The sequence below is a fragment of the Akkermansia sp. UBA7090 genome (assembly GCF_002493465.1).
GTDB classification, from domain to species: Bacteria; Verrucomicrobiota; Verrucomicrobiia; order Verrucomicrobiales; family Akkermansiaceae; genus Akkermansia; species Akkermansia muciniphila_A.
Map to the genome: position 1 here is coordinate 72,340 of NZ_DKYW01000025.1, position 22,168 is coordinate 94,507.

Below are 22,168 nucleotides of genomic sequence, written 5' to 3' on the forward strand. Positions count from 1 at the left end.
CGGCGCCTGGCGAATCGGGTTTGGCGGATTGCCGTCCGGTTATGAAAAGATGTCCTGTGAAATACATTGCTAGGGAACTTTAAATATGCCACAATCCCTGCGGCGCTGACCAGCGCCGCCCCCGTTCTATATCATGTCCATTCCGTTCTTTTCGAAATTACGATCCCAGAAGCACTATCTTCAACTGGTTAAGCCGGAATTGAAGCAGGTTTCCGAGTTTGTTGAAGCGCAATCATCATGTTTTGACCCGGAGGTGGCCGATTACATGGAGACGGTATGCCAGTCCAAGGGCAAAATGCTTCGGCCGGCCCTGGTTCTGCTGGTTGCCGGCGCTACGGGCGGCGTCAAACCGGCCCATATCCGGCTGGGCGCTCTGCTGGAAATGGTGCATCTGGCTTCCCTCGTGCATGATGACGTGATTGACGGGGCTGATAAACGCCGGGACGAGGCTACGGCGAATGCCCTCTGGGGCAACAGCCTCGCCGTACTGCTGGGGGATGTTCTCTTTTCCCATGCCATGGTGCTGGGCACGGAATTCGGCAGTACGGAATTCTGCCGCAGGCTGGCGAATACCGTCAGGAACGTATGCCAGGGGGAAGTGGCCCAGTCCAGCCGCCTGTATGATCTGAGCATGACCCGGGAGGAATATTTTGAAATCATCCGGAAAAAAACCGCTTCCCTTTTCTCCGCGGCTACGGGGGGGGCAGGCTGGATTTCCGGAGTAACCCCGGAAGTGGAAGAATCCCTCTATCAGCTGGGGGATCTGCTGGGTGTAGCCTACCAGATTTACGACGACTGCCTGGACATGGTGGGAGATGAAGACGACGCCGGAAAGACGCTTCATACGGACGCCACCAAGGGCAAGCTGACCCTTCCCATCTTCAATTTGCTGGAATGCGGTGACAGGAATGTGGAGGCGACCCTGCGGGACGCCATTGAAAACCGTGAAGTAGTGGATTACTCCGCCTTTCAGGATAATCCCGTTTTTGCGGAGGCGCTGGACAAGGCGATTCAGGTAGCGCTGGAGAAAAACGAGGCGGCCCGCGAAATCCTGTGGCTCCTTCCCCAAACGGAATACCGTGAAGCTTTGGCGGAGATGACCTTTTATATGGACGAGCTGCTTAACGACTGCCGTATCTCCTGACCTTCTTCAGAACTTTTTGTTCGGTCATATCCTCATGTAATTTGTGTCTTCCGGCGCTTTTCCGAAAGGAAACCTGACGGAGGGAATGGCCGGGCTGCATGCTGCCCTCTTACGGCCCGGTTGTTTTTCAAGACATGATTAAACCCCGGCCATATGTTCGGGAACGGCGGCGTTTTCTTTATTCCGTTTTTCCGTACCTGCGCGCCCGGAAGGAGTAGGCTACCGCCACCACGGCGGCCAGTACGGCGTACAGGATGAAGCGGTCCGTGGAAATGGCGTTGGCTGCTTCTCCGTTGGACAGGAAAAAAGTAATTGCGGCCACCAGCATGTTGCCTGCAAAAATCGTGAGGTTCCAGAAGCTGGTGATGAGGCTTTTTAAATGCGCCGGAGCTTGCGTATAGGCAAATTCCAGGCCGGTGGTGCTGACCAGGATTTCAGAGATGGTGAGTACGCAGTAAGGAATCAGCTGCCATGCGATGGACATGGAGGCTCCTTCTTCCAGCCGGTATTGCAGGAAAGCGACAATCAGGAATGTAGCGGAACTAAGGGCCAACCCCGTTCCGAGACGCACCAGGGGCTTCGCCAGTGTTACCGCCCTGGGATAAACAAATACGGTGATGAGGGGGATAAACACCATGACAAAAATGGGATTGGCCGCCTGGATTTGGGCCGGCCCGATGGACCAGGAACCGCCCGGAAGCAGGATGGAAAGAGGAATCATCCTGCTGCCCTGGGCCACCCAGGAGGAAGCCGTCTGTTCGAAAATGGACCAGAATGGGATGATAAAGGCAAAGATGGAAAGGATTTTCAGGATGTGCCTGGTGTCTTCCACGGCAGAAGTTCCGCAGCGTTGTTCCGCGTTTTTCCAGCCTCCGTGGAACAGGATGATGAAAAGGACTTTCCAGAAGCCGGCCTGGCCGTTGTTCCGATCCGGAGACGTTTTGTGGTATTTTTTGCGGCCCAGCCAGAAGACGAAAGTGGCGACTCCCATGAAAAGGCCCGGGACGGCAAACGCCCAACTGTACCCGTAATGCTGTTCCATGGCCGGAATGACCAGGAAGGAGAAGAAGGAACCCAGGTTGATGGCCCAGTAGAAGGCATTGAAGGCCTTGGTCATTAACTGCGGGGACTTATTGGGAATCTGGTCTCCCATAAAAGCGGAGACGCATGGCTTGATGCCTCCGGCTCCCAGCGCGATGATGAACAGGCCCGCCATGAGAATGTAACGGCGCGCTTCAATGGTGTGGAAAAGATCCGCTGTCGCCAGAACTCCGTGCCCTACGCAGTAAAGCAGGGAAATATAAAGAATGGTTTTATATCGGCCCCAGACCTTGTCCGCCAGCCATGCCCCCGCCAGGGGAAGCAGATAAACCATTCCCACAAAGATATGGAGGGTGGAGGTTGCCCAGTTGTCGCTCATCAGCAGGTGGCCCGTCATGTACAGCATGAGGATGGACTTCATGCCGTAGAAGCTGAAACGTTCGCAGGCTTCCGTTCCGATGATGTATCTGGATTGGGAGGGCAGGGCGCTCATTGGATGATGAAAAGGCAGAGGATGGAGAGAATAATAAAAATGATGGCCTCCGGGCGGAGGCCATCATGGTGAATGCGTTCAGACGGCGTTCAGGGCCTGTGAAAAGGAGACGGGCGCACTGACGGTTGTCATGAAAGGAAAAACGTTAGCGTTCCTGATTCAGGATGGGGGCAATTTCCACCTTGTATTGGGCAATGCACGCTTTCAGCCAGTCCAGCATGATCATGGATTTTGCCTGGGCAGTCAGAGCCGGGGCAATTTGCTGGGTAGCTTTGATTTGGAATTCCGGCGTATCCTCCAGTTCGCGCTTGACGAGCTGGGTCAGCAGGATGCCGTCCCCCGTGTTGATGGGCTGGGCCATCTGGCCGGGGTTGATGACGGAAACCGCCTGGAATACTTCTTCAGGAGCCGGGAGTTCTTTGGGAGGGGCCAGGCGGGAATTCATGGCCCGTTCCAGAAGAGACTGGAGTTCTTCCTGTGTTTTGGCGTTTTGCAGGTTGACGCTGCTCAAGAGTGCGTTCGGATTAATAAAGGGGCCGTAAGCGCCGGTTTTTGCGCCGGCTTTTCCGGCGATGGCATTGAACTGTTCCATAGGGTTCTCCGCCTTCTGCAGTTCCGTATTGAGTTCCGTAGCTGCCTTGTTCATGGATTCAACAGTCATGCTTTCCAGCAGGTCGGCACGCGCGCTGTTGCGGGCAGACTCGTAAGGCAGGGCTTTGACCGGAGTAACGCCTTCCAGGCGGATCAGGACGACTTGCCCGTTTTCCAGTACCTGCATGGTGCTGATCTGTTCGGCCCCGGTTTTGGCGCGCGCTTCTTCAATGGCCTTGGCATCCGCATCCGCATTCAGGGCGGGGGCTCCCGTCAGGGAGAAAGCCACATCCAGCAGATTGGCGCTGCGTCCGTCGGAAGCGGATTGGTTGATTGTCTGGTTGATTTCCTGAGGCGCGTTTTTGCGCGTTACGGCCGTGTAAGATTTTTTCTCCATTTTGCAGACGCCGGGAGCCTTGGCCAGGGCTTCGCTGATGGCCTGGTCCATGTTCCTGCCGTTGGTGGCGTTCAGCGGTTCCCAGATGTCATTTTCCACCAGGTTCATGGTCTCCATGGTGGCGTTGGAAATGTCGCCGGGCTTGGGAGCCTGGGCATCTCCTGCGGGGATAAAGGTGTAAACGGTGAAGAAGCGCGCTTCTTCATTCTTGTAATTTTCCTTATGCTTGTCCCAGAAGGTTTTTATTTCCTCTTCTCCGGGATCCGTCTTGGGACGGAAGGCGCTTTTTTCCAGGAAGGCGGTGTTGATGGTAATCTGCTGGCTGTTGGATTCGGCGACAGCTTCGGCAAAACCGGGCTCCACGGAAATACCCCCGGTCAGCACGTCCTTGATGCGTTCCAGGCTGATGGTGTCTTCCATCAGTCCGCGCAGCAGTTCCTCCTGCAGCTTTTTACCCATGTTGCCGCGCATGGAAATGAAATTGTCGTATTTTTGGGGGTCGAAAACGCCTTTGTCGTCCTGGAACTCCGGAATCTTGCAAATGGCATCGTCAATTTCCGTGGTGCTGGGCGTCAAGCCCAGGCGTCCCGCCTCCCGGCGGATAATGCCGCGGTAGGCCAGAAAAGCCGCATTGGGGTTATTTGTTTTCAACAGGTAGCAGAGTTCGCGCAGATTTTCTTCCGAGCTGAAATTGTCCTGAAGCAGCGGGCCGAAGGTGGAAGGGAAGGAAAAAGCCACGGACAGGCCGGTCCTGCCCATGTTGTTATAATCCTTTTCCCCATAAGATTTCCCATCCACGGAAACGAAAGTCTGCTTGAACATGCCGGTCAGGGAGCCGCCGCTTACGTCCCCTCCGATGAACATGAGGCCCACAAACACCAGGGCCATGGCTGCCATGATGACGATTGTATGTTTACGTAAGTAATCTAGCATGGAATATCAGGTTGAAAATGCACATGCAGCCGGGGCAGCCCGGACAGCCCGAACTTTTTACACTTTTTCCCTCCGCTAGGCAAGAACGAAGCTCTCCGCTTCCGGCGGCTTTTCCAAAACATGGCGGCATGCTCTTTCCTGTCATGAAGGGCTTTCCCGGCCGGGGCAGAACAGTTTTTGACCTCGACGGTGATGCAAATACGCCTTATGTTGCTCCTGCGCGAAAGATTCCGGGATCCATGGGACGGTTCTGCCCTATGGCGTTCGGATGCCTCCGGCGCGTGTCCATAGTCGGATATTCCTTTAATCGCAAGGATTTATGCTGAGCCAGGTAATAGAACTCAAAAGAGAAGTGACGGCGGTCCAGATCCCCAGCGGGGATGTGCTCACCCTGCCGGAAGGGGAACGCGTGTATGTCACCCAGATACTGGGTGGCTCCTATACCGTGGCTACGGACCATGGCCTGGCCCGTATTTCCAGGGAGAACGCGGACGCCCTTGGCGCTGGAGCGGAAGAACCTTCTCCGGAAGCGGCTGCGCTGGATGAGAACGCCACACTGGAAGAAAGGGTCTGGGATACGCTGAAATGTGTGTATGACCCGGAAATTCCCGTGGACATCGTCAACCTGGGCCTGATCTATGATGTGACCGTCATTGAGCTGGAGAACGGCCTTCACCATGTGGCGGTAAAAATGACCCTCACGGCGCCCGGCTGCGGAATGGGTCCTCATCTGGTCATGGAAGCTAAGGACCGTATTGAAGCGTTGGAAGGGGTGGAGGCCGCGGATGTGGAAATGGTGTGGGATCCCCCCTGGAACCAGGACATGGTCAGCGAGGAGGGCAGAATGAAACTCGGATTGATCTGATTTTTCATGCCGGTAACGTTGAAATTATCAGATGAGGAAGCGCGTGATTTGGCGGAAATGCTTTCCACCGCCGCCACGGTGGCTGCCTCCAACCAGCAGGACGGGGCGGAAGCGCGCCTGGCTGCGTGGGGAAATTTGGTTTCCCGGCTGATGAAGGAGCTTTCCGTCACTCCCAAATTGAAAGGGCGCATTGCCTATGCGGAGGACCTGGGCGGCTATGCCTTCACACGGGAATATGAAGAAAACGCTTTTTTTCAGGATTGCCTGGATGAATATCGGGATAACTCTTTCTGGGCGGATCTCGTGACGCGTATGGCGGACAAGGCCATCAGCGAACACCTGGGAGCGGAATATTTTGAAAACATGCCGGAAGAGGAACGCCGCCGCACTGCGGAAGCCCTGGAAAAATCCCTGTGGCAGGAATGCGCCAGATACGGCATTGACCGGCTGGGCTTCATCCTGCCCCCGTCAGACGGGTAAGGAGAAAAACCGTTTAAAAATCCTGTGAACCGGGGCGGCTCGCAGGTTCGGGCGCGATTTGCACGCATACTCTGGGGAACACCGGGCCGTGTTGCCTTTCTGCCGGGAAAATACTCCCTTATATCCGTCCTGTTTCAGGTCTCGGGAACATGCGCGCTTTCTGGATGCGGCAAAATGATCCGGGGGATTGTTCAATCTTGCGTACGGCGGTTCACCGCATCGGGACCTTATTCCTCCGCATTTTCCGGCAGTGGCGGGGTAGGGCTGCCCAGGTGTTCCGTTTCCTTGGGAGTGGAGAGCACCTTGTAATACGCCCATGCGGCGGCGGCCAGTACGCCGCCGATGGAAACAATCATGGTTAACCAGCCGGTTGGGGACATAATCAGTTCATGTTCTCCTGAACTAGACTGGTAACAGTCTTGTCAGGCAGGACGAGTTTAATATTTTGGGGCAGGGGGCGATTTTGGAACAGCTTGAAATCCGTCATTTTCGTGCTTCCCCCCGTCTGAAGCAGCACGGAACCATCAGGTTGGATATTCGCCATGACGTTGGTGGAAGGGGTTCGGTCGCCGGTGAACGTTACGCTGGTATTGGGATGCCATTTGCCGTCCTTGTACGCGAAGCTTGGGCCAAAGAAGGCTCCGCGGGCCTTCTTGGCGGATTCAAAATTGCGCATAAAATCTTCCACGAATCCGACGGAGAAGGAAAGCTCCTTTTCCGAGGAATGCGTTTTCCATTTGGAAATAAGATCCCAGGACTTGTTTTTGTTATTAAAGTAATAGCCGCTGATTTCTTTGAATTTGCCCATTTTTTTGACGCAGACGAGGAAGCGCATCTCCTCCCCGATTGTCCAGGGATAATCCACGAAGCTTTGTCCGCCTGTCCCTTCACCGCCAAAACGTCCGGAGCGTGCATCTTTGCCCAGTTTTACCAGCTTGGTGCGTTCTTCTTCCGGAACGTCGTTGGGGTTGTCCCCGTGTGCCACCGGATCCCAGATGGAAAAGATGATTACTTTTTTACCGTTGGATTGTTCCTGAAAACCGATATAGCCGTCATCAAAGTTCATGGCGCAGAAGTAGGTGCCGGGAACGGATGTTTTGGCTTTTACTACATTGTACAGGGCGCTCGCCTGGACGGGATGTCCCTGCTGATTGATATGGACGGAACGGCACTGGCGCTTGGCCAGCAGTTCCGGGTCCTGTGCTTGCAGGATAGTTCCGGAAAACAGGGCGGCGCAAATGACGGCGGTGGAGGTTAAAAGACGCATGGCTGTGAATGATTGATGGTTGTCTGCCTGATGACCGGAGGAAGGGCAGGCAAATAATTAGAACAGGCTAATTACGGTTGTCCTGAGGGAAATCTCGCATGCAGGCCGCACTTTTTTCACAATTTTTCCGGCATGAATATGATAAAAGAAATGTATGGCTCAGGCGAATTGCTCAGGATCCTGAAACGGCTGAAATCGTAAGCCCGGAAGGCCGGGCAGCTGCAACCTTTCCTTCTCCCTTCCGTTTTCGGCCGACCGGCGCGGAACACGCGGCTTTTCCTGAATGAGGAAGGCCGTTCTGCGAACAATTCGGAGAACGGCCTTCGGAATCATGGGCGGAAAGGAAGCGTTTGTTACCGGATGGGATTCAGGAACAGAGGCATCAGGCCCCCCAGCACGATGAAAATGGAGAACGCGGCCAGCATGACTCCGGAAATGACCGGCACCTGCACGGGTTCCGCGTTTTCTGCGGGTTTGTCCCAGTACATGGAGCGGATGACTTTGAAGTAATAGTAAAACCCGGACGCTGCGCAGACGATCATGACGGGGAGCATCCAGCCCAGGTACAGCCCCGTATTGATGACGTGCACGAAAGAAATCATTTTGGCGAAAAATCCGGCTGTCAGCGGCACGCCCGCCAGGGAGGCGAACATGATGGTGACAGCCAGGGCCAGCCGGGGATTGGTTTTGCCCAGACCGCGGAACGCGGAAATTTCCTCGCTTCCTCGCTGGATGCGAATCATAGCAAGGGCGAAAAAGGCGCCGAAGGTCATGACCAGGTACACAGCCAGGTAGAACGGAGCGTTCGGAGCCAGCTGGCCGTCCACAGTACCGATGAATAAGGGAAGGATGAAGCCTGCCTGCGCGATGGAGGAATAACCCATCATGCGTTTCAGGTTCGTCTGGGGAATGGCGCCCAGGTTGCCCACCAGCAGGGTAGCGGCGGCCATCAGGGCTACGACGAATTCGACGGGGGGCAGCGCGGCGAATGGGGCCAGGATGATGCCGAGCAGGGCGAATCCGGCTACTTTGGAGGCTACGGAAAGGAAAGCCGTCACCGGAGTGGGAGCTCCCTGGTACACATCCGGAATCCACAGCTGCATGGGAACTGCGCCGATTTTGAATGCTGTGCCGAGCAGCAGCATGGCGAGGGCCAGGTACATGGCGGGGGCTGTCTGGCCGGCCAGAGCGTGGCTGACGATGGTTTCATTATAAATGAATGTTCCCGTAATGCCGAAATACCAGGCCAGGCCGAAAACGAGGAATCCCGTGCTGACGGCGCCCAGAATCAGGTACTTGATGCCCGCTTCCGTGGAACCCAGGTTCCGCCGGAAATAGCCTACCATGATGAAGGAGCTCAGGGTGAGCACTTCCAGAGAGACGAACAGTTCCACCAGGTTGGAGGCCTTGCACAGGGAGGTGATGCCTACGCAGGCCAGCAGGGGCAGGATGTAGAATTCCCCCGTGCCCTCCTGGGATTTGGAGTCATTGGAGGAAAAGTTGATGACGGCCCGGAAATCTACGGAAAGCAGCAGGGTGACAGCTGTGGCGACGAGCGCCAGGATGATGTAGGTATTGTCATAGAGCCCTTCCATGTAGAAGGGAAGCATTGCCAGGGTTCCCGCCGCGCCAATCAGCCCGAAAAAGAATTTGGGCGTTTTTTTGCAGAAGGTCTCCGCCAGAAGCAAAAGCATTGCCAGGCCGGCCAGGATAAATTCCGGAATATACGCTTGCATGGGTAAAAGAAAAATCAGGTTAAACTAGGATTGTATTCGGAAGGGGGGGAAATCAGGAGAAGAACTGAAGCACCAGCGTGGGGAAGAAGCCGAAGACCGCCAGGGCGATGACCAGGAAGCAGTTGGCCGCCCGTTCGGAGGGAAGCAGTTCCGTGGCGTAGGCGGAGGCTCTGGACAAATCCCCCTGGAAGATGTTACGGTAGGCTCTCAGCATGTATACCGCGCCGATGACCAGCCCCCAGAGGCACAGGATGGTGGCGATTTGAACGGGGCCGAAGCCGTTGTTGAAACCGGCGAACCCGGAGAAAAAGACCATGAATTCCCCAGGGAAATTGGCGAGGCCGGGGAGGCCGATGGAGGCCATGCCCGCCAGGCCGAAAACGAAAGCCATGCGCGGCAGCCTAGTGCCCAGTCCACCCAGAGAGTTGATTTCCAGTGTGCCTGTCTGCTTTTCAATCTGTCCGCAGAGCAGGAAGAGAAGGGCGATTGTCAGGCCATGGGCCAGCATCAGCAGAGCAGCCCCTTTCAGCGCCCAGGGATTGGCTTCCGCGGAACCGGAAACCACCAGGGCGGCGAAAGCCAGGAAAATATAACCCATGTGCATCACGGATGAGTTGCCCAGCAGCAGGTCCAGCCTTTTCTGGTTGACGGTCACGTAACCCACCCAAATGACATTGCAGACAAGCAGAACCAGCAGGATGTTCGTCCAGGGAAGGAATCCTGTTTCCATCAGCGACTGGAACATGAAGAGCCCGTACAGGCCAAATTTCTTAAGGACTCCGGCGTGCATCATCGCTACCGGAGCGGGTGCGGACGCATAGGCGGGGGCTGCCCAGGAATGGAAGGGGAAAAGGGAAATCAGCGTGCCGAATCCGGCGATGAGCAGAGCTCCGATAAGTTCCGCATGGGCAAGTTCGCGCCCGCTGGCCATGAAGTCTTTCAGGCCGGAGAAGGTGAAGCCCGCCTGCGTGCCGATCATCAGCAGGGCGGCCAGCAGAACCATGGAGGCAAGCCCCAGGTAAAGCGTGGCGCGCCAGGCCGTGGTGCGGCGGTCGCCGCGTCCATACAGGCCGATCATCACGAAGGTGGGGATAAGAGCCAGTTCATGGAAGGCGAAGAAGGAGATCATGTTGTCGGACAGAAACGCCCCGGTGGCGCCTGCGGAAATCAGAAGGGCGGAATTGTACCAGGAAGCTCCCCCCCCCTGGGGAGGGTTGGTGCCCAACACGGAGGCGAAGGTAACCAGGATGGTCAGCAGCAGCATTACTTTGGACAGGGCCGGAGCCAACGTGAGCTGGAGGTCCATCCCTTCAAAGCGGGACCAGCAGGAGGAACAGCCGTCAAAGCTAACCAGGGCCCAGATGCCGAGGGCCAGCGTCAGGGTGGCGCTGAGCAGGGCTGTCGGGCGTGCGGGCGCCTTGCACAGACCGATGAGGGCCGCGGCAATCAGAGGAATGAGAACAAGCCAGATAAGCATGGTATGTGATTGGTTGGTTAGGTTAGCAGGAATAGAAGACGGTAAAGTAAATGACCAGGAGCAGGCCAATGCCGAAGAGGGCCGTATAAGCGGCCATGTTGCCGGACTGCAGACGGCGCAGCAGGGAGCCTATGGCGGCAGTCAGCCGCGCCAGTCCGCCCACGATGAGGCCGGAGATGATGAACTGGTCCATAAAGTCGATGATGGCGGCCAGAACTCCCTGGATGCCCCTGACCAGCACCTTATCATAGAACAGGTCGATATAAAGGCGGTTGGCGAGAGCCCGGGAAACAACATTGCCGGAGAGCTTGTCAGAAGCCGGGGAACCTGCGTAGAAGGCAGCCGCCAGCAGGATTCCGAGCACCAGCGCCCCCATGGAGACGTAGAAAGGCATGCCCATGTGGAAGCTTTCGGAAACGAATCCGTTGAAAGGAACCAGCCTGTCTGCGATAAATCCGTAGCCGGAGATGAGAGCCAGGACCGCCAGAATCAGCAGGGGAACCAGCATGAGGCCGCCTACTTCCGAAGCGTGTTCCGAGCTGTGGCTGCGGCTCCTGCCGAAGAAGACCACAAAGATGACGCGCATCATATAGAAGGTGGTCAGCAGGGCAACGCCCGCGCCGATCCAGAAGAAGACCGGGTTTTTGTGAAGGGCTGCTTCCAGAATGGCTTCCTTGGAGAAGAAGCCGGACGTGAACGGAATGGCAATCAGCGCCATGGTGGCGATGATGAAGGTGAGGGAGGTCAGCTTCATGCGCTTCATGATGCCGCCCATTTTCCAGATGTCCTGTTCATGGTGGCAGGCGAAGATGATGGCCCCGGCGCCCAGGAAGAGCAGGGCCTTGAACCACGCGTGGGTGAAGAGGTGGAACATGGCTGCCTCCCCGGCCAGCAGCCCCAGGGCCATGACCATGTAGCCGAGCTGGGAGAGGGTGGAGTAGGCCAGAACGCGTTTGATGTCATTCTGCTGGGTAGCCATGAAGGCGGCGATGACGGCCGTAATGGCCCCGATGCCGGTAATGACGTTGCAGGCCAGGGCGGGGAAAGCCTCAATGCCGATGGAGTATTGAACGCGCACCATCATGTAAACGCCGGCGGCTACCATGGTGGCCGCATGGATCAGGGCGGAGACGGGGGTGGGACCTTCCATGGCGTCCGGAAGCCAGACGTGCAGCGGGAATTGGGCGGATTTGCCCACCGCTCCGCAGAAAAGGCACAGCACCGTAATGTTCAGCAGGTTTTTACTGATTCCTGCGGGTATTTCCATCAGGCTGAAATCCAGCGTGTTGGTCAGCGCCCAGAGGGTCAGAATGCCGATCAGGAAGCCGAAGTCCCCGACGCGGTTGCAGATGAAGGCTTTTTTGGCGGCGTTGGCGGCAGTGTCCCGGGTGTACCAGTGGCCGATGAGCAGATAGGAGGAGAGGCCCACCAATTCCCAGAAGATAAAGGTCATGGCGATGTTGTTCGCCAGAACGATGCCCGTCATGGAGAACATGAAAAGGCTCAGGCACGCGAAGTAGCGCGTTTTCGCCTTGTCGTCCGCCATGTAACCCAGAGAGAAAACATGAACCAGCAGGCCGATGCCCGTGACCACCAGCATCATGCGGGAGGAAAGGGGATCCAGAATGAAGCCCAGATCCACGGAAAAGATGTCGGAAATCGGAAGCCAGGAGAAGGAGGCAGACCCGGTCCGGTCCAGCAGGCCCAGGGAAAGAACGAAGGTCGCCAGGCAGGAGAAGGTGGAGGTGAGGGCCGCGACGTTAGGACGTTTGGTCAGCAGGAACCAGTCAAAGGCGGCTACGACCAGCGGCAGGAAGAGCAGAAGCCAGGTGTATTGAATATCAATATTGAACATATTCGTGGAGTAGTGTGTTGCTCTTAATCTTTCAGCGTGTTGAGATTTTGCGTGCTGGCCGTGCGCCTGGCCCTGTACAGGGAGACGATGAGGGCCAGACCGATGGCCACTTCCGCCGCGGCGATGGTCAGGATAAAGATGGAAAGGGCCTGGCCGTCATAGTTGGGCAGGCCCATGGTGCCCTGGGCGCGGGAAAACGCTACCAGGGATAGGTTGGCTGCACTGAGCATCATTTCCAGGCACATGAAGATGACGATGATGTCGCGCCGGACAATCACCCCCATCAGGCCGATGGCGAACAGGACGCCGGAAAGGATCAGATAATGCGTAAGAGGTATCATGGTGATGGCTGTGGTAAGGGGTTCTTTATTTTCCAGAGGGGCGGCGGCTCAGCACGACGACGCCGATGGAGGCCACCAGCAGGGCCAGTCCGGCGATGACCAGGCTCCGGTTATATTTGTCAAACAGAGTACGGCCCAGCAGGGCGGTGTCTGGGAATTCTCCGTTGTCTATCTCCGCACGGATGGTGGTGCCTTCCGGATAGAGGTGAGCGGAACATTGGGGAGAAAGGGGAGGGAGAATGACGGAAGGGGCTCCGTTGTTGCGAAAGCCGCAGGCGGGAGCTCCCATTCCGGTTTTGGAGGGGGCTGCGTTCTCCTGCCCGATTTTCAAATCGTTCCAGGCCTGTTCCGCGCCGGCCATCGGACAGCGGTGCGTTTCTTTGGCGCCGGGCAAAGAATAGATGATGCCGATAAGCTGGCCCAGGAAGAGGCCGGCGATGATGACCCCGATGGCGACGGAGAAAGGCCTGCTGAAGGGGGATGTTTCCTGCTTCACATTCAGCAGCATGATGATGAACGCGAAGAGCACCATAATGGCCCCGGCGTATACAAGGATCTGGAGAATGCCCAGGAAGTGGGCTCCCAGCCCGATCATGACGGCGGCGGTGGCTCCAAAGGAAAGAGCCATCATCATGGCGGAGGAGACGGGGTTGCGCATGAAGACGACCATCAGGGACAGGACCACGGCCAGGGCCCCGAAAACGTAAAAAAGTATGTCGCTGGCAAAAATGTTCATAACGTACGGGAAATGGAGTGTTCGGGGGTTATTTGTATTGGTTCCACTTGTTGACCAGCCCCTTGCGGGTGCCGCCCAGTTCATAGAGCTTGGCCTTGTTGTGGATGGCCTGGGTTTTATCCGTGGGGGTAAACAGGTAGTTATGGCTCATGAAGATGGCCTGTTCCGGGCAGGCTTCCTCACACATGCCGCAGTAGATGCAGCGCAGCATGTCAATTTGAAATTCCCTGGGGGCTTTTTCCACTTTGCCCCACGGTCCTTCCTGGATGGGTCCGGGGGTGATGGTGATGGCGCGGGCCGGGCAGATGAATTCGCAGAGCTGGCAGGAAACGCAGCGTTCACGGCCGTCTTCGCCTTTCACCAGCACGGGGGCTCCGCGGTAATATTTCGGCAGATGTTTGTCCCATCTGGCTTCCGGATACTGCATCGTAACGCCGATGCCGGAACCGGCCAGTTCTTTTTTGTTGCGGGATTTGCCCAGCAGAGCCAGAACGAGGTGCTTGATAGTGAGCCAAAGACCGCCAAGAATGGATTGCAGATAGAACCGCTCTCCAAGGGAGATCTTCGGACGCTTGATCGTTTTGAAGGCCATAATAGTGATGTTGTCGGAATGAAGAAAGGGGAGATTACTTGACGAAGTACAGGATGGCGGCTGTAAGGAAGATGTTGATGACGGCCAGTTCAAAGAAGACCATCCAGCCGAGCTTCATCACCTGGTCATAACGGAAGCGGGGGAGCGTCCACCGCACCCAGACGAAGAAGAAGGCGAAGAAGAGAAGCTTGAGCACATATGCGATGAGCTGGCAGATAACCGCCACCCAGTTGGCTACGTGTTCGTTGAGCCAGCCGTCCAGGCCGAAGCCGATGGACCAGCCCCCCAGGAACAGCGTGATGACCAGGGAGGACCCCACCACCATGGCGGCATATTCCCCCATGAAGAACTGGGCGAATTTCATGGAGGAGTATTCCGTATGGTAGCCGCCCACGAGGTCCGTTTCACATTCGGACATGTCAAAGGGGGTGCGGTTGGCTTCCGCGAAAATGGAAGTGAGGAAGATGATGAAGCTGATGGCTACGGGCACCAGCAGTATCCAGCGCTGCCAGCTTAGGCCCTCGCCCCACACGGGAAGCAGAAGCCAGCCGTTGGCGGCCTGGTATTCCACGATGTTGGACAGGTCCAGCGTGCTGTAAATCATCAGTACGGGGATGATGGACAGGCCCATGCTGATTTCATAGGAAATCATCTGGGCTGAGGAGCGCACGCCTCCCAGGAAGGGGAATTTGGAGTTGGATGACCATCCGGCCAGCACCAGACCGTACACGGAGAGGGAGGAAATGGCGAACATCCAGAGGGGGCCTACGCTGAGGTTGGCCACCGCCATGTTGACGTTGCCGTAAGAGGTTTGAAGGTCTCCGGCGAAGGGAACGACGGCTGCCGTCATCAGCGGGGGGGCAAGCACCAGAATGGGGGCGATCCAGAAGTACACGCGGCGCACGAAGGGCGGCGTGAAATCCTGCTTCAGGAACAGTTTGCCGCCATCCACCATGGGCTGCACGAGACCGAAGACGGGGATGTCGCGGTCCAGGCGGAAAAAACGGCACAGGTTGGCGATTTTGCCGTCATGAGGCAACCCGAAGTAGTCCAGCGTCTTTTTGAACGGCAGGTCGGATTTCATGCCGAAGCGGCGGAAGATGCTTAACGGAATGCCGGCGCGGTTGGGGCCCACGCGGTCCTGGATCCAGGCGGCCACCCGGCGTTCAATGTACACGCAGACCGGAATAAACAGAATGGTGATGGCAAAACAGATGACGATTTTGATCAGCAGAGTGATGATATAAAACCACACAGGGTTGCTGAGCACCTCGTCGCAAAAGGTTAGAATCGAATCAATCATGGCGGATTAACAGGTTATGTGCGTGTGAAGTGTGATTAGCGGCCCTGGTTTTTTTCGCGTTCCACCACGGGAATGGTGACGCCGGTTTCCAGAATGGGCTGGCCCCCGTCTCCGATGGAACCCCAGGAGACTCCATTGAGCGCGCCGTATTCCGTGCTCATGGCGGTGAGGATGTCCAGGGCGGAGTTGAAGTCTTTCAGAGCGGGATTGCCGCCCAGCAGAAGGGTGATGTCTCTGAAAATCTGCCAGTCGTCCCGGGCGTATCCTATGGGCTGGATGGCGCGGTTCAGGCGTTGAATGCGGCCCGTGACATTAATCATGGTGCCGAATTTTTCAGCGTAGGTGACGCCCGGCAGAACCAGGTCCGCATGGCGCGCCGTTTCATTGGCGCTGTGGGCGGTCATGAACAGGTAGTCCAGCTTGTCCAGGTCTTCCGCCGTGAAGCCTGCTTCCGGAGAGGTGAGGTCTTCCCCCAGGGTAAGGATGCCCTTGACGGAGCCGTTGCGCACTCCTTCGCGAATGGCGTCCAGCCTGGAACCGGGTTCGATGCCCAGCACCAGCCTGACCCCGTTCGTGTTCGGGTTGCGGTCCGCAGAAATAAGCATGCCGTCGCTTTCTCCCACGCGGGGAACGATGTCCACCATATCCGTGCCGATTTGGGCGGCCAGATGGCGGACCATGTAAAGCTCTTCATTGGTCATGCGACCGGAGGCGATGATGGCGAGCTGGTTCGGGGCGATGCGTTTGACGGCTTCCGCGGCGGAAACCAGGGCCGGCTCCCAGGTGGAGGGGCGGTGGGGCGCTTCCGCATCCGTACGGATGACGGGCTGGGGAATGCGGGTTTCCGCATTGATGTATTTGTAGTTAAGGCGGTGAGAGTCCGGCATCCAGCAGGAGTTTACGGCATCATTCTGGCGCGGGGTAATGCGGTACACCTTGTCTTCCCTTGTCCAGAGGGTGATATTGGTGCCCGTCCCGCAGTCCACGTCAATGGTTTTGGTTTCCTTCAGGAACCAGACGCGCATTTTAAAGCGGAAATCCTTGGAGGTGAGGGCGCCTACCGGGCAGAGGTCCACGGTGTTCATGGAGTAGTTGCTGTCCAGCTCGCGGCCGGGATAAACCGTGATGGCGTTGAAGGTGCCGCGTTGGGACATGGTGAGCACTTCATCGTGCATGATGTCGCGCATGAAGCGCACGCAGCGGCCGCAGAGCACGCAGCGTTCCTGGTCCAGGTTTACGCGCGGGCCAATGCTCAGGTTTTTCCCTTTTTTTGTCTTTTTTTCTTCAAAACGGCCTTCCACCTGACCGTAGTCGTTGGAGTATTCCTGAAGCTTGCATTCCCCAGCCTGGTCGCAGATGGGGCAGTCCAGAGGGTGGCTGGTGAGCAGGAATTCCATCACGCCGCGGCGGGCTTCACTGGCCAGCGGGCTGTCCGTGCGGATGCCCATGTTTTCCGCCACCGTGTTGGCGCAGGAGATGATGGGGCGGGGCATCCACTGGATGCGCTGGTAGCCGTTTTCATCATAGGAGGGCGTCTGGCCCGGTGCGAGCCTGGGCGGCATCCCCTGTTCCACCATGCACATGCGGCAGGAGCCGGCGACAGCCAGCTTGGGGTGGTAACAGAAGCACGGAATGGGCACGCCCACGGAACGGCAGGCGTCTGCAATCCGCGTGCCGCGCGGGAACCGGTGCCACGTTCCGTTGATTTGGACGTTCACCTTGCCTTCCGCAGCGGCAATGTCTTTGGGGAGTTTGGAAGCTTCTTCACTCATGATGACGGATGGGAGAGGGATGGTTTTGAGAACTGGTGTTGCGTGCTGCTGTTTAGCGGGTGAGGAAACGGTTTTGCTCCCTGCCTTCCTCCGTGTGGGGCAGACAGGCGTTGAAGGGATCCGTCAGGGCCACGAATTCCTCCTTGAACTTGGAGACCATGGCCTGGGTGGGCCAGGAGGCGGCTTCACCGAAGGCGCAGACCGTTTTCCCTTCAATCTGGTTGGCCACTTCAATGAGCAGATCTACGTCCGACGGGGCGGCTTTCCCTTCCAGGATGCGGGTGCTGAGTTTCATCATCCACGGGCAGCCTTCCCGGCAGGGGGTGCACTGTCCGCAGGATTCATGGGCGTAGAAGCGGTTGATGTTGTTCATGGCCCAGGGCATGGAGCGGGAGTCGTCCATCACGATGACCGCGCCGGAACCGGACATGGAGCCGTGCTGGGCGATGCTGTCCAGATCCAGCGGAATGTCAAAGAAGGTGATTTTCCCCATGGTGCCGTCCGGATTCTTCACTTTGTATTCCGCATCCGTGCGCATGACCTTGGAAGAGGAACCGCCGGGTATCACGGCTTTGAACTGGCGCCCGTCCCGCGGGCCGCCGCAGACGTCATACAGCAGTTCGCCGAAAGTCATGGAGCCGGAGATGATTTCATAGAACCCGGGACGTTTAACGTCGCCGGAAACGCCGATGATGCGGGTGCCGGGGGAACGTTTGGCCCCTTCCTGGCTGTAAGCTTCTCCACCCATGGCCATGATGTGCTTCACCTGGCAGAGGGATTCCACGTTGTTGACAATGGTGGGGCAGCCGTACAGGCCGATGGCGGCCGGGAAGTAGGGGGGCTTGATGCGGGGATAGGGGCGGTCCCCTTCAAGGGAGTTGAGCAGGGCCGTTTCCTCACCGCAAATGTACGCTCCCGCCCCGCGGTGCAGGTGGATTTCCAGATCATAGCCGGACCCCTGGATATTGCTGCCCAGGAAGCCGCGTTCGCGGGCTTCCTGAAGAGCCTTGAGCATGATTTCCGCGGCGATGGGAAATTCTTCGCGCATGTAGATGTAGGCCTGATGCGCCCCCACCGCGTAGCTGGAGATGACCATTCCTTCAATGAGCTGGTGGGGATCCTGGTGGACAATGTAGCGGTCCTTGAACGTGCCTGGTTCGGATTCGTCACAGTTGCAAACCAGATAGACAGGTTTCGTGTTGTTCGGCGGAATGAAAGTCCACTTCACGCCGGTGGGGAACCCTGCGCCGCCACGGCCGCGAAGGCCGGATTTTTTCACCTCGTCAATGACGGCCCTGGGCTCCATGCCGAGCGCCTTTTTCAGTTCTTCATAACCGCCGTCGGCCAGATAGCAGTCAATGGACGTGTTCCAGCCTTCGCGGTTAACGTTTTTCAGGATGCGGCGCGTTTCCCTGGGGTGGGGTTCTTTACCGGGAAGATAGGTGATGCTCATGGCGAAAATCTGGTGCGGGGATGGAAAAGGATTAGGCGTTCTGGTATTTGGCGATTACTTCCTCCAGCACTTCCGGAGTGACTTTTTCGTACAGGAGGTCGTTGACCATCATGTTGGGGCCGAAGCCGCAGTTGGCCAGGCATTCCACTCCCTCCACGCTCCACAGGCCGTCCGGGCTGACTCCAATGGGGTGGTGATGGTCGATGCCGTTTTTGTCAATGCTCAGACGCGTGCAGATGGCGTCGAACAGGCTGTCCGCCCCCGCCATGGCGCAGGAAAGAGTGCGGCATACGCGGATGTGGTTTTTTCCGGGGCACATCTGGCGCAGACCGGGATAGAAAGTCACCACGCCCAGAACATGGGCGGCGGAGATATTCAGTTTCTCACCCACCCAGGCGATGGCGTCTCCGCTGATGAAGCCGAACTTTTTCTGGATTTCATGAAGGATGGGCAGCACGGCGGATTTCTGCTTGCCTTCCGGGTAATGCGTAACGTATTCGCTGGCGGCGGCGTCAAGTTCCGGCGTTACTTCAAAGGCCGGATAGAACCGTTCGCCCGGGCTGGGCTGGTGGGCGATAGTCGCGTCGATGGCGTTTTCAGCGTAATCGGACATGGGGAGAAAGTTTGGTGTTTGCGTTGAAGTGGATGAGAGTGGCGGGTGTTTAACGGTCGCATTCGCCCATCACGAAGTCGAAGGAACCGAGAATGGCCGGAACGTCGGAAACCAGGTGGCCTTTCATCAGTTCCGGCAGGATGGACAGGTTGCAGAAGGAGGGGGAGCGCATGCGCAGACGGTTGGGAAGTCCGCCTCCCTTGGAGTCCAGGAAGAAGCCCAGCTCTCCCTTCGGGTTTTCCGCAGCAAAGTAAACCTGCCCGGCGGGGGCGTTCACTCCCATGGTCGTCGTCATGAACTGGCGAATCAGGGATTCCATGTCCGTCAGGACTTTTTTCTTTTCTGGCAGCGTGCCTTTGGTGTCCACCATATTGATGGGGCCGTCCGGCATGGTTTCAATGACCTGGCGGATGATGCGCAGGGACTGGCGCATTTCTTCAATGCGCACGGTAAAACGGTCGTAGCAGTCTCCGTGTTCGCCTACGGGGACGTCGAATTCGTAATTTTCATATCCCAGATAGGGGGTGAGTTTGCGCAGGTCCCGCTTAATGCCGCTGGCTCGCAGGTTGGCCCCCGTAATGCCCCAGGAAAGCGCTTTTTCACGGCTGATGACGCCTACGCCCTGAAGACGGTCAATGAAGATTTTGTTCTTGAGCAGGAGCGCTTCCGTTTCATCAAGAGTTTTGGCCGCTTCATCGCAGAAGACGAGCACTTCCTTGAGCATTTCATTGGGAACGTCGCGTGTCTGGCCGCCGATGCGGGTGTAGGAGGAAGTGAAGCGCGCCCCGGTGAGCTGTTCGTAAAAATTATGGATTTTTTCACGTTCCTCATAACAGTACAGGAAAACGGTCATGGCGCCTACGTCCATGCCGTACACGCCCACCCCCAGGATGTGGGAGGAAAAGCGGGAAAGCTCCAGGGCCAGTACGCGCAGAGCCTGTCCACGGGGCGGCAGTTCCCAGCCCAGCAATTTTTCCACCGCGCAGGCATAGGCGATGTTGTTGGACAGGGGCGCCAGGTAATCAAAACGGTCGGTGTAGGGGACAAACTGGTTGTACTGGATGGTTTCGCCGATTTTTTCCATCCCGCGGTGCAGATGGCCAACCACCGGATCACAGCTGATGATTTCTTCACCGTCAAGTTCCAGCACCAGGCGCAGCACGCCGTGAGTGGCGGGGTGGGAGGGGCCCACGTTCAGGGTCATCGTTTCTCCGAGCGGTTCGGATGTATTGGTGAGATAGTCTGCGTTAGCGGCTGTATCTGCAATGGCGAAAGTTTTGGTGCTCGTCTTCATGTGGATGTCCGTGCCTGGCTGAACCTGATAATGGTGCCGGATGATTATGCCACTTCACACCATGCGGGCAAGCCAAATGTCAGTTTTTTTGGCATTCCGGGAAGGTAGTGCGGGAGTCTCCTCAACTGATGAATGTTAGTCTATTCTAATAATGAGCTTTTATCCGGAACCTGCCGAATATGGGAAAAAGCGGATTGGGAATCCGGAGTCAACCTACAAATTTGAGAAAAAATAATTTAATGCAAATTTGATCAGTTATTTCCGAATGGTAGGTCTGGGCAATCAGGTCTGCCGGATATACGGGTGGACGTGTCCGAACGCAGCAAAGGAGAATCTTTTTCCTTTGTAGCCGCCCCTCCCCGGCATAGCCCTTTTCGAGATTCGCTTTATATGCGGATTCCCAATCCGTTAGGAAAAAAGTATGTTGAAACCGAGGAAAATTTTTGTCTTTCCCATTGCTGTAACATTTTCAGTATTATTTATTTTATATATTATTTCGTGGTTTTCCCCTATTGCCGGGGATTCCTTTATTCACGACAGGACAGGGTACCTTGGGCAGTTTCATATCCATCATGTCTGGAAGGCCTGCGTGGACAGCTACCTGTATTGGAATCCCAGGCTGGGGGAGATGGCGACGTTTTTTATTACTTCTGCTCCCCGGCTGGTCTGGACGGTTTTGAATCCCGTGTTTGTGCTTGCGCTCATTCTCGGTCTTTATGTGCTCGCTCTGGGGAGAATGCCCGATCTCCGGAGGGAGTGCGGCGCCTGGACATGGCTGTTTGCTTTAAGCATGTTCATTTCAGCCGGGGTAACCGTTTATTATGTCTGCCTGACGCGCGCAGGGTCCATGAATTATGTGTGGACTGGAGGTCTGATTGTGTGGTTCATGAATATTTACAGAATCAGGTGGAGGAAGCGGACGACCTCCCCTCAATGGGGTCTGTCCTCAGGGTGCCTGATTTATGGGATTTTCTGCGGCGCCTGCAATGAGGGGGCTACGGTGGGAATGGCGGCGGCGTTTTGCATCATGGCCGCAGTCGGCATGCTCCGGGACCGCAGGGTGGACGTTTATGTATGGTGCGGGTTTGCCGGCGTTGTTTTGGGAGGCCTGTTTCTATTTACCGCCCCCGGGCTGTACTCGCGGCTTGGCCATGATTTGGGAGCGAGTGAAGTTTTGAGGAAGGGCGGTTTTGGCGCTTATGCGGAGTCTTTCGGGATATTGCTTTATTACCACGCGAGGATGTTGTGTAAAATATATGCCGTTTCCGCAGTATTAACGGGGTTTTTGCTGTTCAGCGGCATGGAGCGGTGCCGGGAAGTAATCAGGAAGGAGAAGGAATCCTTCTTTTATCTTCTTTTTTTATTGTTGCTGGGGCTCATCATGTCCGTTTGTTATTTTCCGGTGTGCATTCCCGCCCATCATGTCCAGTTCGTGTCGTCCATGCCTGTTTTAGCGGCGTCAACCGTGTTGTTCTCCGTATTGTACCGGAATGGAATCATGGTGCGTGGACTGCGCGCGGTAACTGCATGCCTTGCCGGTGCGACTTTGCTGTTTGGGGTGATGTTCGTCCTGGAATATTATCATGTAGGCTCTCTGGTTTTCCAGAGAGAGGAGTTGATTCATGAGGCTCTTCAAAAGGGGAATCTGGAACCGGAAGTACCTTCCATTTCTCCTCTTTTCTTTGAGGGAAAAGTGTCCGGGACGGATGGAAATTGGGGAGGGCCGGATACCAACCGCCGGTTTGGCATCCGCGGGCTGGTGGTGAAAAAGCCCTGAGGGAAGAT

20 protein-coding genes are annotated in these 22,168 nt (G+C 56.6%); 5 read left to right on the forward strand and 15 right to left on the reverse strand.

The features are described from left to right. Window positions 1-133 precede the first annotated feature (133 nt). On the forward strand, window positions 134-1,144 hold the full coding sequence (locus B3075_RS08630; RefSeq protein ID WP_290488096.1) for a polyprenyl synthetase family protein: 1,011 nt from the start codon (window positions 134-136) through the stop codon (window positions 1,142-1,144). A 178-nt stretch (window positions 1,145-1,322) separates the two neighbouring features. Here the strand turns inward: B3075_RS08630 and B3075_RS08635 are convergent, their stop codons facing one another. Together B3075_RS08635 and B3075_RS08640 are read right to left on the reverse strand one after the other, a co-directional pair. Further along, on the reverse strand, window positions 1,323-2,678 hold the full coding sequence (locus B3075_RS08635; protein WP_290488095.1) for an MFS transporter: 1,356 nt from the start codon (window positions 2,676-2,678) through the stop codon (window positions 1,323-1,325). 145 nt (window positions 2,679-2,823) lie between these two features. Next, on the reverse strand, window positions 2,824-4,599 hold the full coding sequence (locus tag B3075_RS08640; RefSeq protein ID WP_290488094.1) for a peptidylprolyl isomerase: 1,776 nt from the start codon (window positions 4,597-4,599) through the stop codon (window positions 2,824-2,826). A 319-nt stretch (window positions 4,600-4,918) separates the two neighbouring features. Between B3075_RS08640 and sufT the strand changes: the two genes are divergently transcribed. Together sufT and B3075_RS08650 are read left to right on the forward strand one after the other, a co-directional pair. Next, window positions 4,919-5,464 carry a putative Fe-S cluster assembly protein SufT gene (sufT, locus tag B3075_RS08645; protein WP_290488093.1) on the forward strand — a complete coding sequence of 182 codons (546 nt, stop codon included), beginning with the start codon at window positions 4,919-4,921 and terminating at the stop codon, window positions 5,462-5,464. A 6-nt stretch (window positions 5,465-5,470) separates the two neighbouring features. Then, window positions 5,471-5,944, forward strand: a complete 474-nt coding sequence (locus tag B3075_RS08650) for a hypothetical protein (protein WP_094136497.1) — start codon at window positions 5,471-5,473, stop codon at window positions 5,942-5,944. A gap of 227 nt (window positions 5,945-6,171) precedes the next feature. On the opposite strand, the gene B3075_RS08655 is transcribed toward B3075_RS08650, so the two are convergent. Together B3075_RS08655 and B3075_RS08660 are read right to left on the reverse strand one after the other, a co-directional pair. Then, window positions 6,172-6,300, reverse strand: a complete 129-nt coding sequence (locus B3075_RS08655) for a hypothetical protein (protein ID WP_256943703.1) — start codon at window positions 6,298-6,300, stop codon at window positions 6,172-6,174. Between the two features lie 26 nt (window positions 6,301-6,326). Beyond that, window positions 6,327-7,211, reverse strand: coding sequence for a DUF3472 domain-containing protein (locus B3075_RS08660; protein WP_094136496.1), 885 nt, complete (start codon window positions 7,209-7,211; stop codon window positions 6,327-6,329). 98 nt (window positions 7,212-7,309) lie between these two features. Between B3075_RS08660 and B3075_RS08665 the strand changes: the two genes are divergently transcribed. Then, the gene (locus B3075_RS08665; RefSeq protein ID WP_290488092.1) at window positions 7,310-7,498 is read left to right on the forward strand and encodes a hypothetical protein; all 189 of its coding nucleotides are present in this window, start codon (window positions 7,310-7,312) and stop codon (window positions 7,496-7,498) included. Window positions 7,499-7,564: 66 nt separating this feature from the next. Here the strand turns inward: B3075_RS08665 and B3075_RS08670 are convergent, their stop codons facing one another. The 11 genes from B3075_RS08670 to nuoD are packed head-to-tail and all read right to left on the reverse strand — an operon-like array spanning window position 7,565 to window position 20,383. Further along, window positions 7,565-8,947 carry an NADH-quinone oxidoreductase subunit N gene (locus B3075_RS08670; RefSeq protein ID WP_290488091.1) on the reverse strand — a complete coding sequence of 461 codons (1,383 nt, stop codon included), beginning with the start codon at window positions 8,945-8,947 and terminating at the stop codon, window positions 7,565-7,567. A gap of 52 nt (window positions 8,948-8,999) precedes the next feature. After that, window positions 9,000-10,424 (reverse strand): complex I subunit 4 family protein, encoded by a 1,425-nt coding sequence (locus B3075_RS08675; protein ID WP_290488090.1) that lies wholly within the window; start codon window positions 10,422-10,424, stop codon window positions 9,000-9,002. 22 nt (window positions 10,425-10,446) lie between these two features. Then, on the reverse strand, window positions 10,447-12,279 hold the full coding sequence (gene nuoL, locus B3075_RS08680) for an NADH-quinone oxidoreductase subunit L (protein WP_094136492.1): 1,833 nt from the start codon (window positions 12,277-12,279) through the stop codon (window positions 10,447-10,449). Window positions 12,280-12,302: 23 nt separating this feature from the next. Next, window positions 12,303-12,620 (reverse strand): NADH-quinone oxidoreductase subunit NuoK, encoded by a 318-nt coding sequence (gene nuoK / locus B3075_RS08685; protein WP_215834112.1) that lies wholly within the window; start codon window positions 12,618-12,620, stop codon window positions 12,303-12,305. A gap of 25 nt (window positions 12,621-12,645) precedes the next feature. Further along, window positions 12,646-13,356, reverse strand: coding sequence for an NADH-quinone oxidoreductase subunit J (locus B3075_RS08690; RefSeq protein WP_290488089.1), 711 nt, complete (start codon window positions 13,354-13,356; stop codon window positions 12,646-12,648). Between the two features lie 28 nt (window positions 13,357-13,384). After that, a complete protein-coding gene (locus B3075_RS08695; protein WP_094136489.1) occupies window positions 13,385-13,948 on the reverse strand; it encodes a NuoI/complex I 23 kDa subunit family protein in 564 nt (187 codons plus the stop codon). 34 nt (window positions 13,949-13,982) lie between these two features. Continuing rightward, window positions 13,983-15,251 (reverse strand): complex I subunit 1/NuoH family protein, encoded by a 1,269-nt coding sequence (locus B3075_RS08700; protein WP_094136488.1) that lies wholly within the window; start codon window positions 15,249-15,251, stop codon window positions 13,983-13,985. Between the two features lie 35 nt (window positions 15,252-15,286). Then, window positions 15,287-17,023, reverse strand: coding sequence for a molybdopterin-dependent oxidoreductase (locus tag B3075_RS08705; protein ID WP_290488088.1), 1,737 nt, complete (start codon window positions 17,021-17,023; stop codon window positions 15,287-15,289). A gap of 52 nt (window positions 17,024-17,075) precedes the next feature. Further along, entirely contained in the window at window positions 17,076-18,476 is a 1,401-nt protein-coding gene (gene nuoF / locus B3075_RS08710) for an NADH-quinone oxidoreductase subunit NuoF (protein ID WP_290488087.1), read from the reverse strand. 31 nt (window positions 18,477-18,507) lie between these two features. Continuing rightward, window positions 18,508-19,089, reverse strand: a complete 582-nt coding sequence (locus tag B3075_RS08715; RefSeq protein WP_290488086.1) for an NAD(P)H-dependent oxidoreductase subunit E — start codon at window positions 19,087-19,089, stop codon at window positions 18,508-18,510. A gap of 49 nt (window positions 19,090-19,138) precedes the next feature. After that, the gene (gene nuoD, locus B3075_RS08720) at window positions 19,139-20,383 is read right to left on the reverse strand and encodes an NADH dehydrogenase (quinone) subunit D (RefSeq protein ID WP_012420649.1); all 1,245 of its coding nucleotides are present in this window, start codon (window positions 20,381-20,383) and stop codon (window positions 19,139-19,141) included. 421 nt (window positions 20,384-20,804) lie between these two features. On the opposite strand from nuoD, the gene B3075_RS08725 reads away from it, so the two are divergent. Next, window positions 20,805-22,160, forward strand: coding sequence for a DUF6056 family protein (locus B3075_RS08725; RefSeq protein ID WP_290488085.1), 1,356 nt, complete (start codon window positions 20,805-20,807; stop codon window positions 22,158-22,160). The last annotated feature ends 8 nt before the right edge of the window (window positions 22,161-22,168 follow it).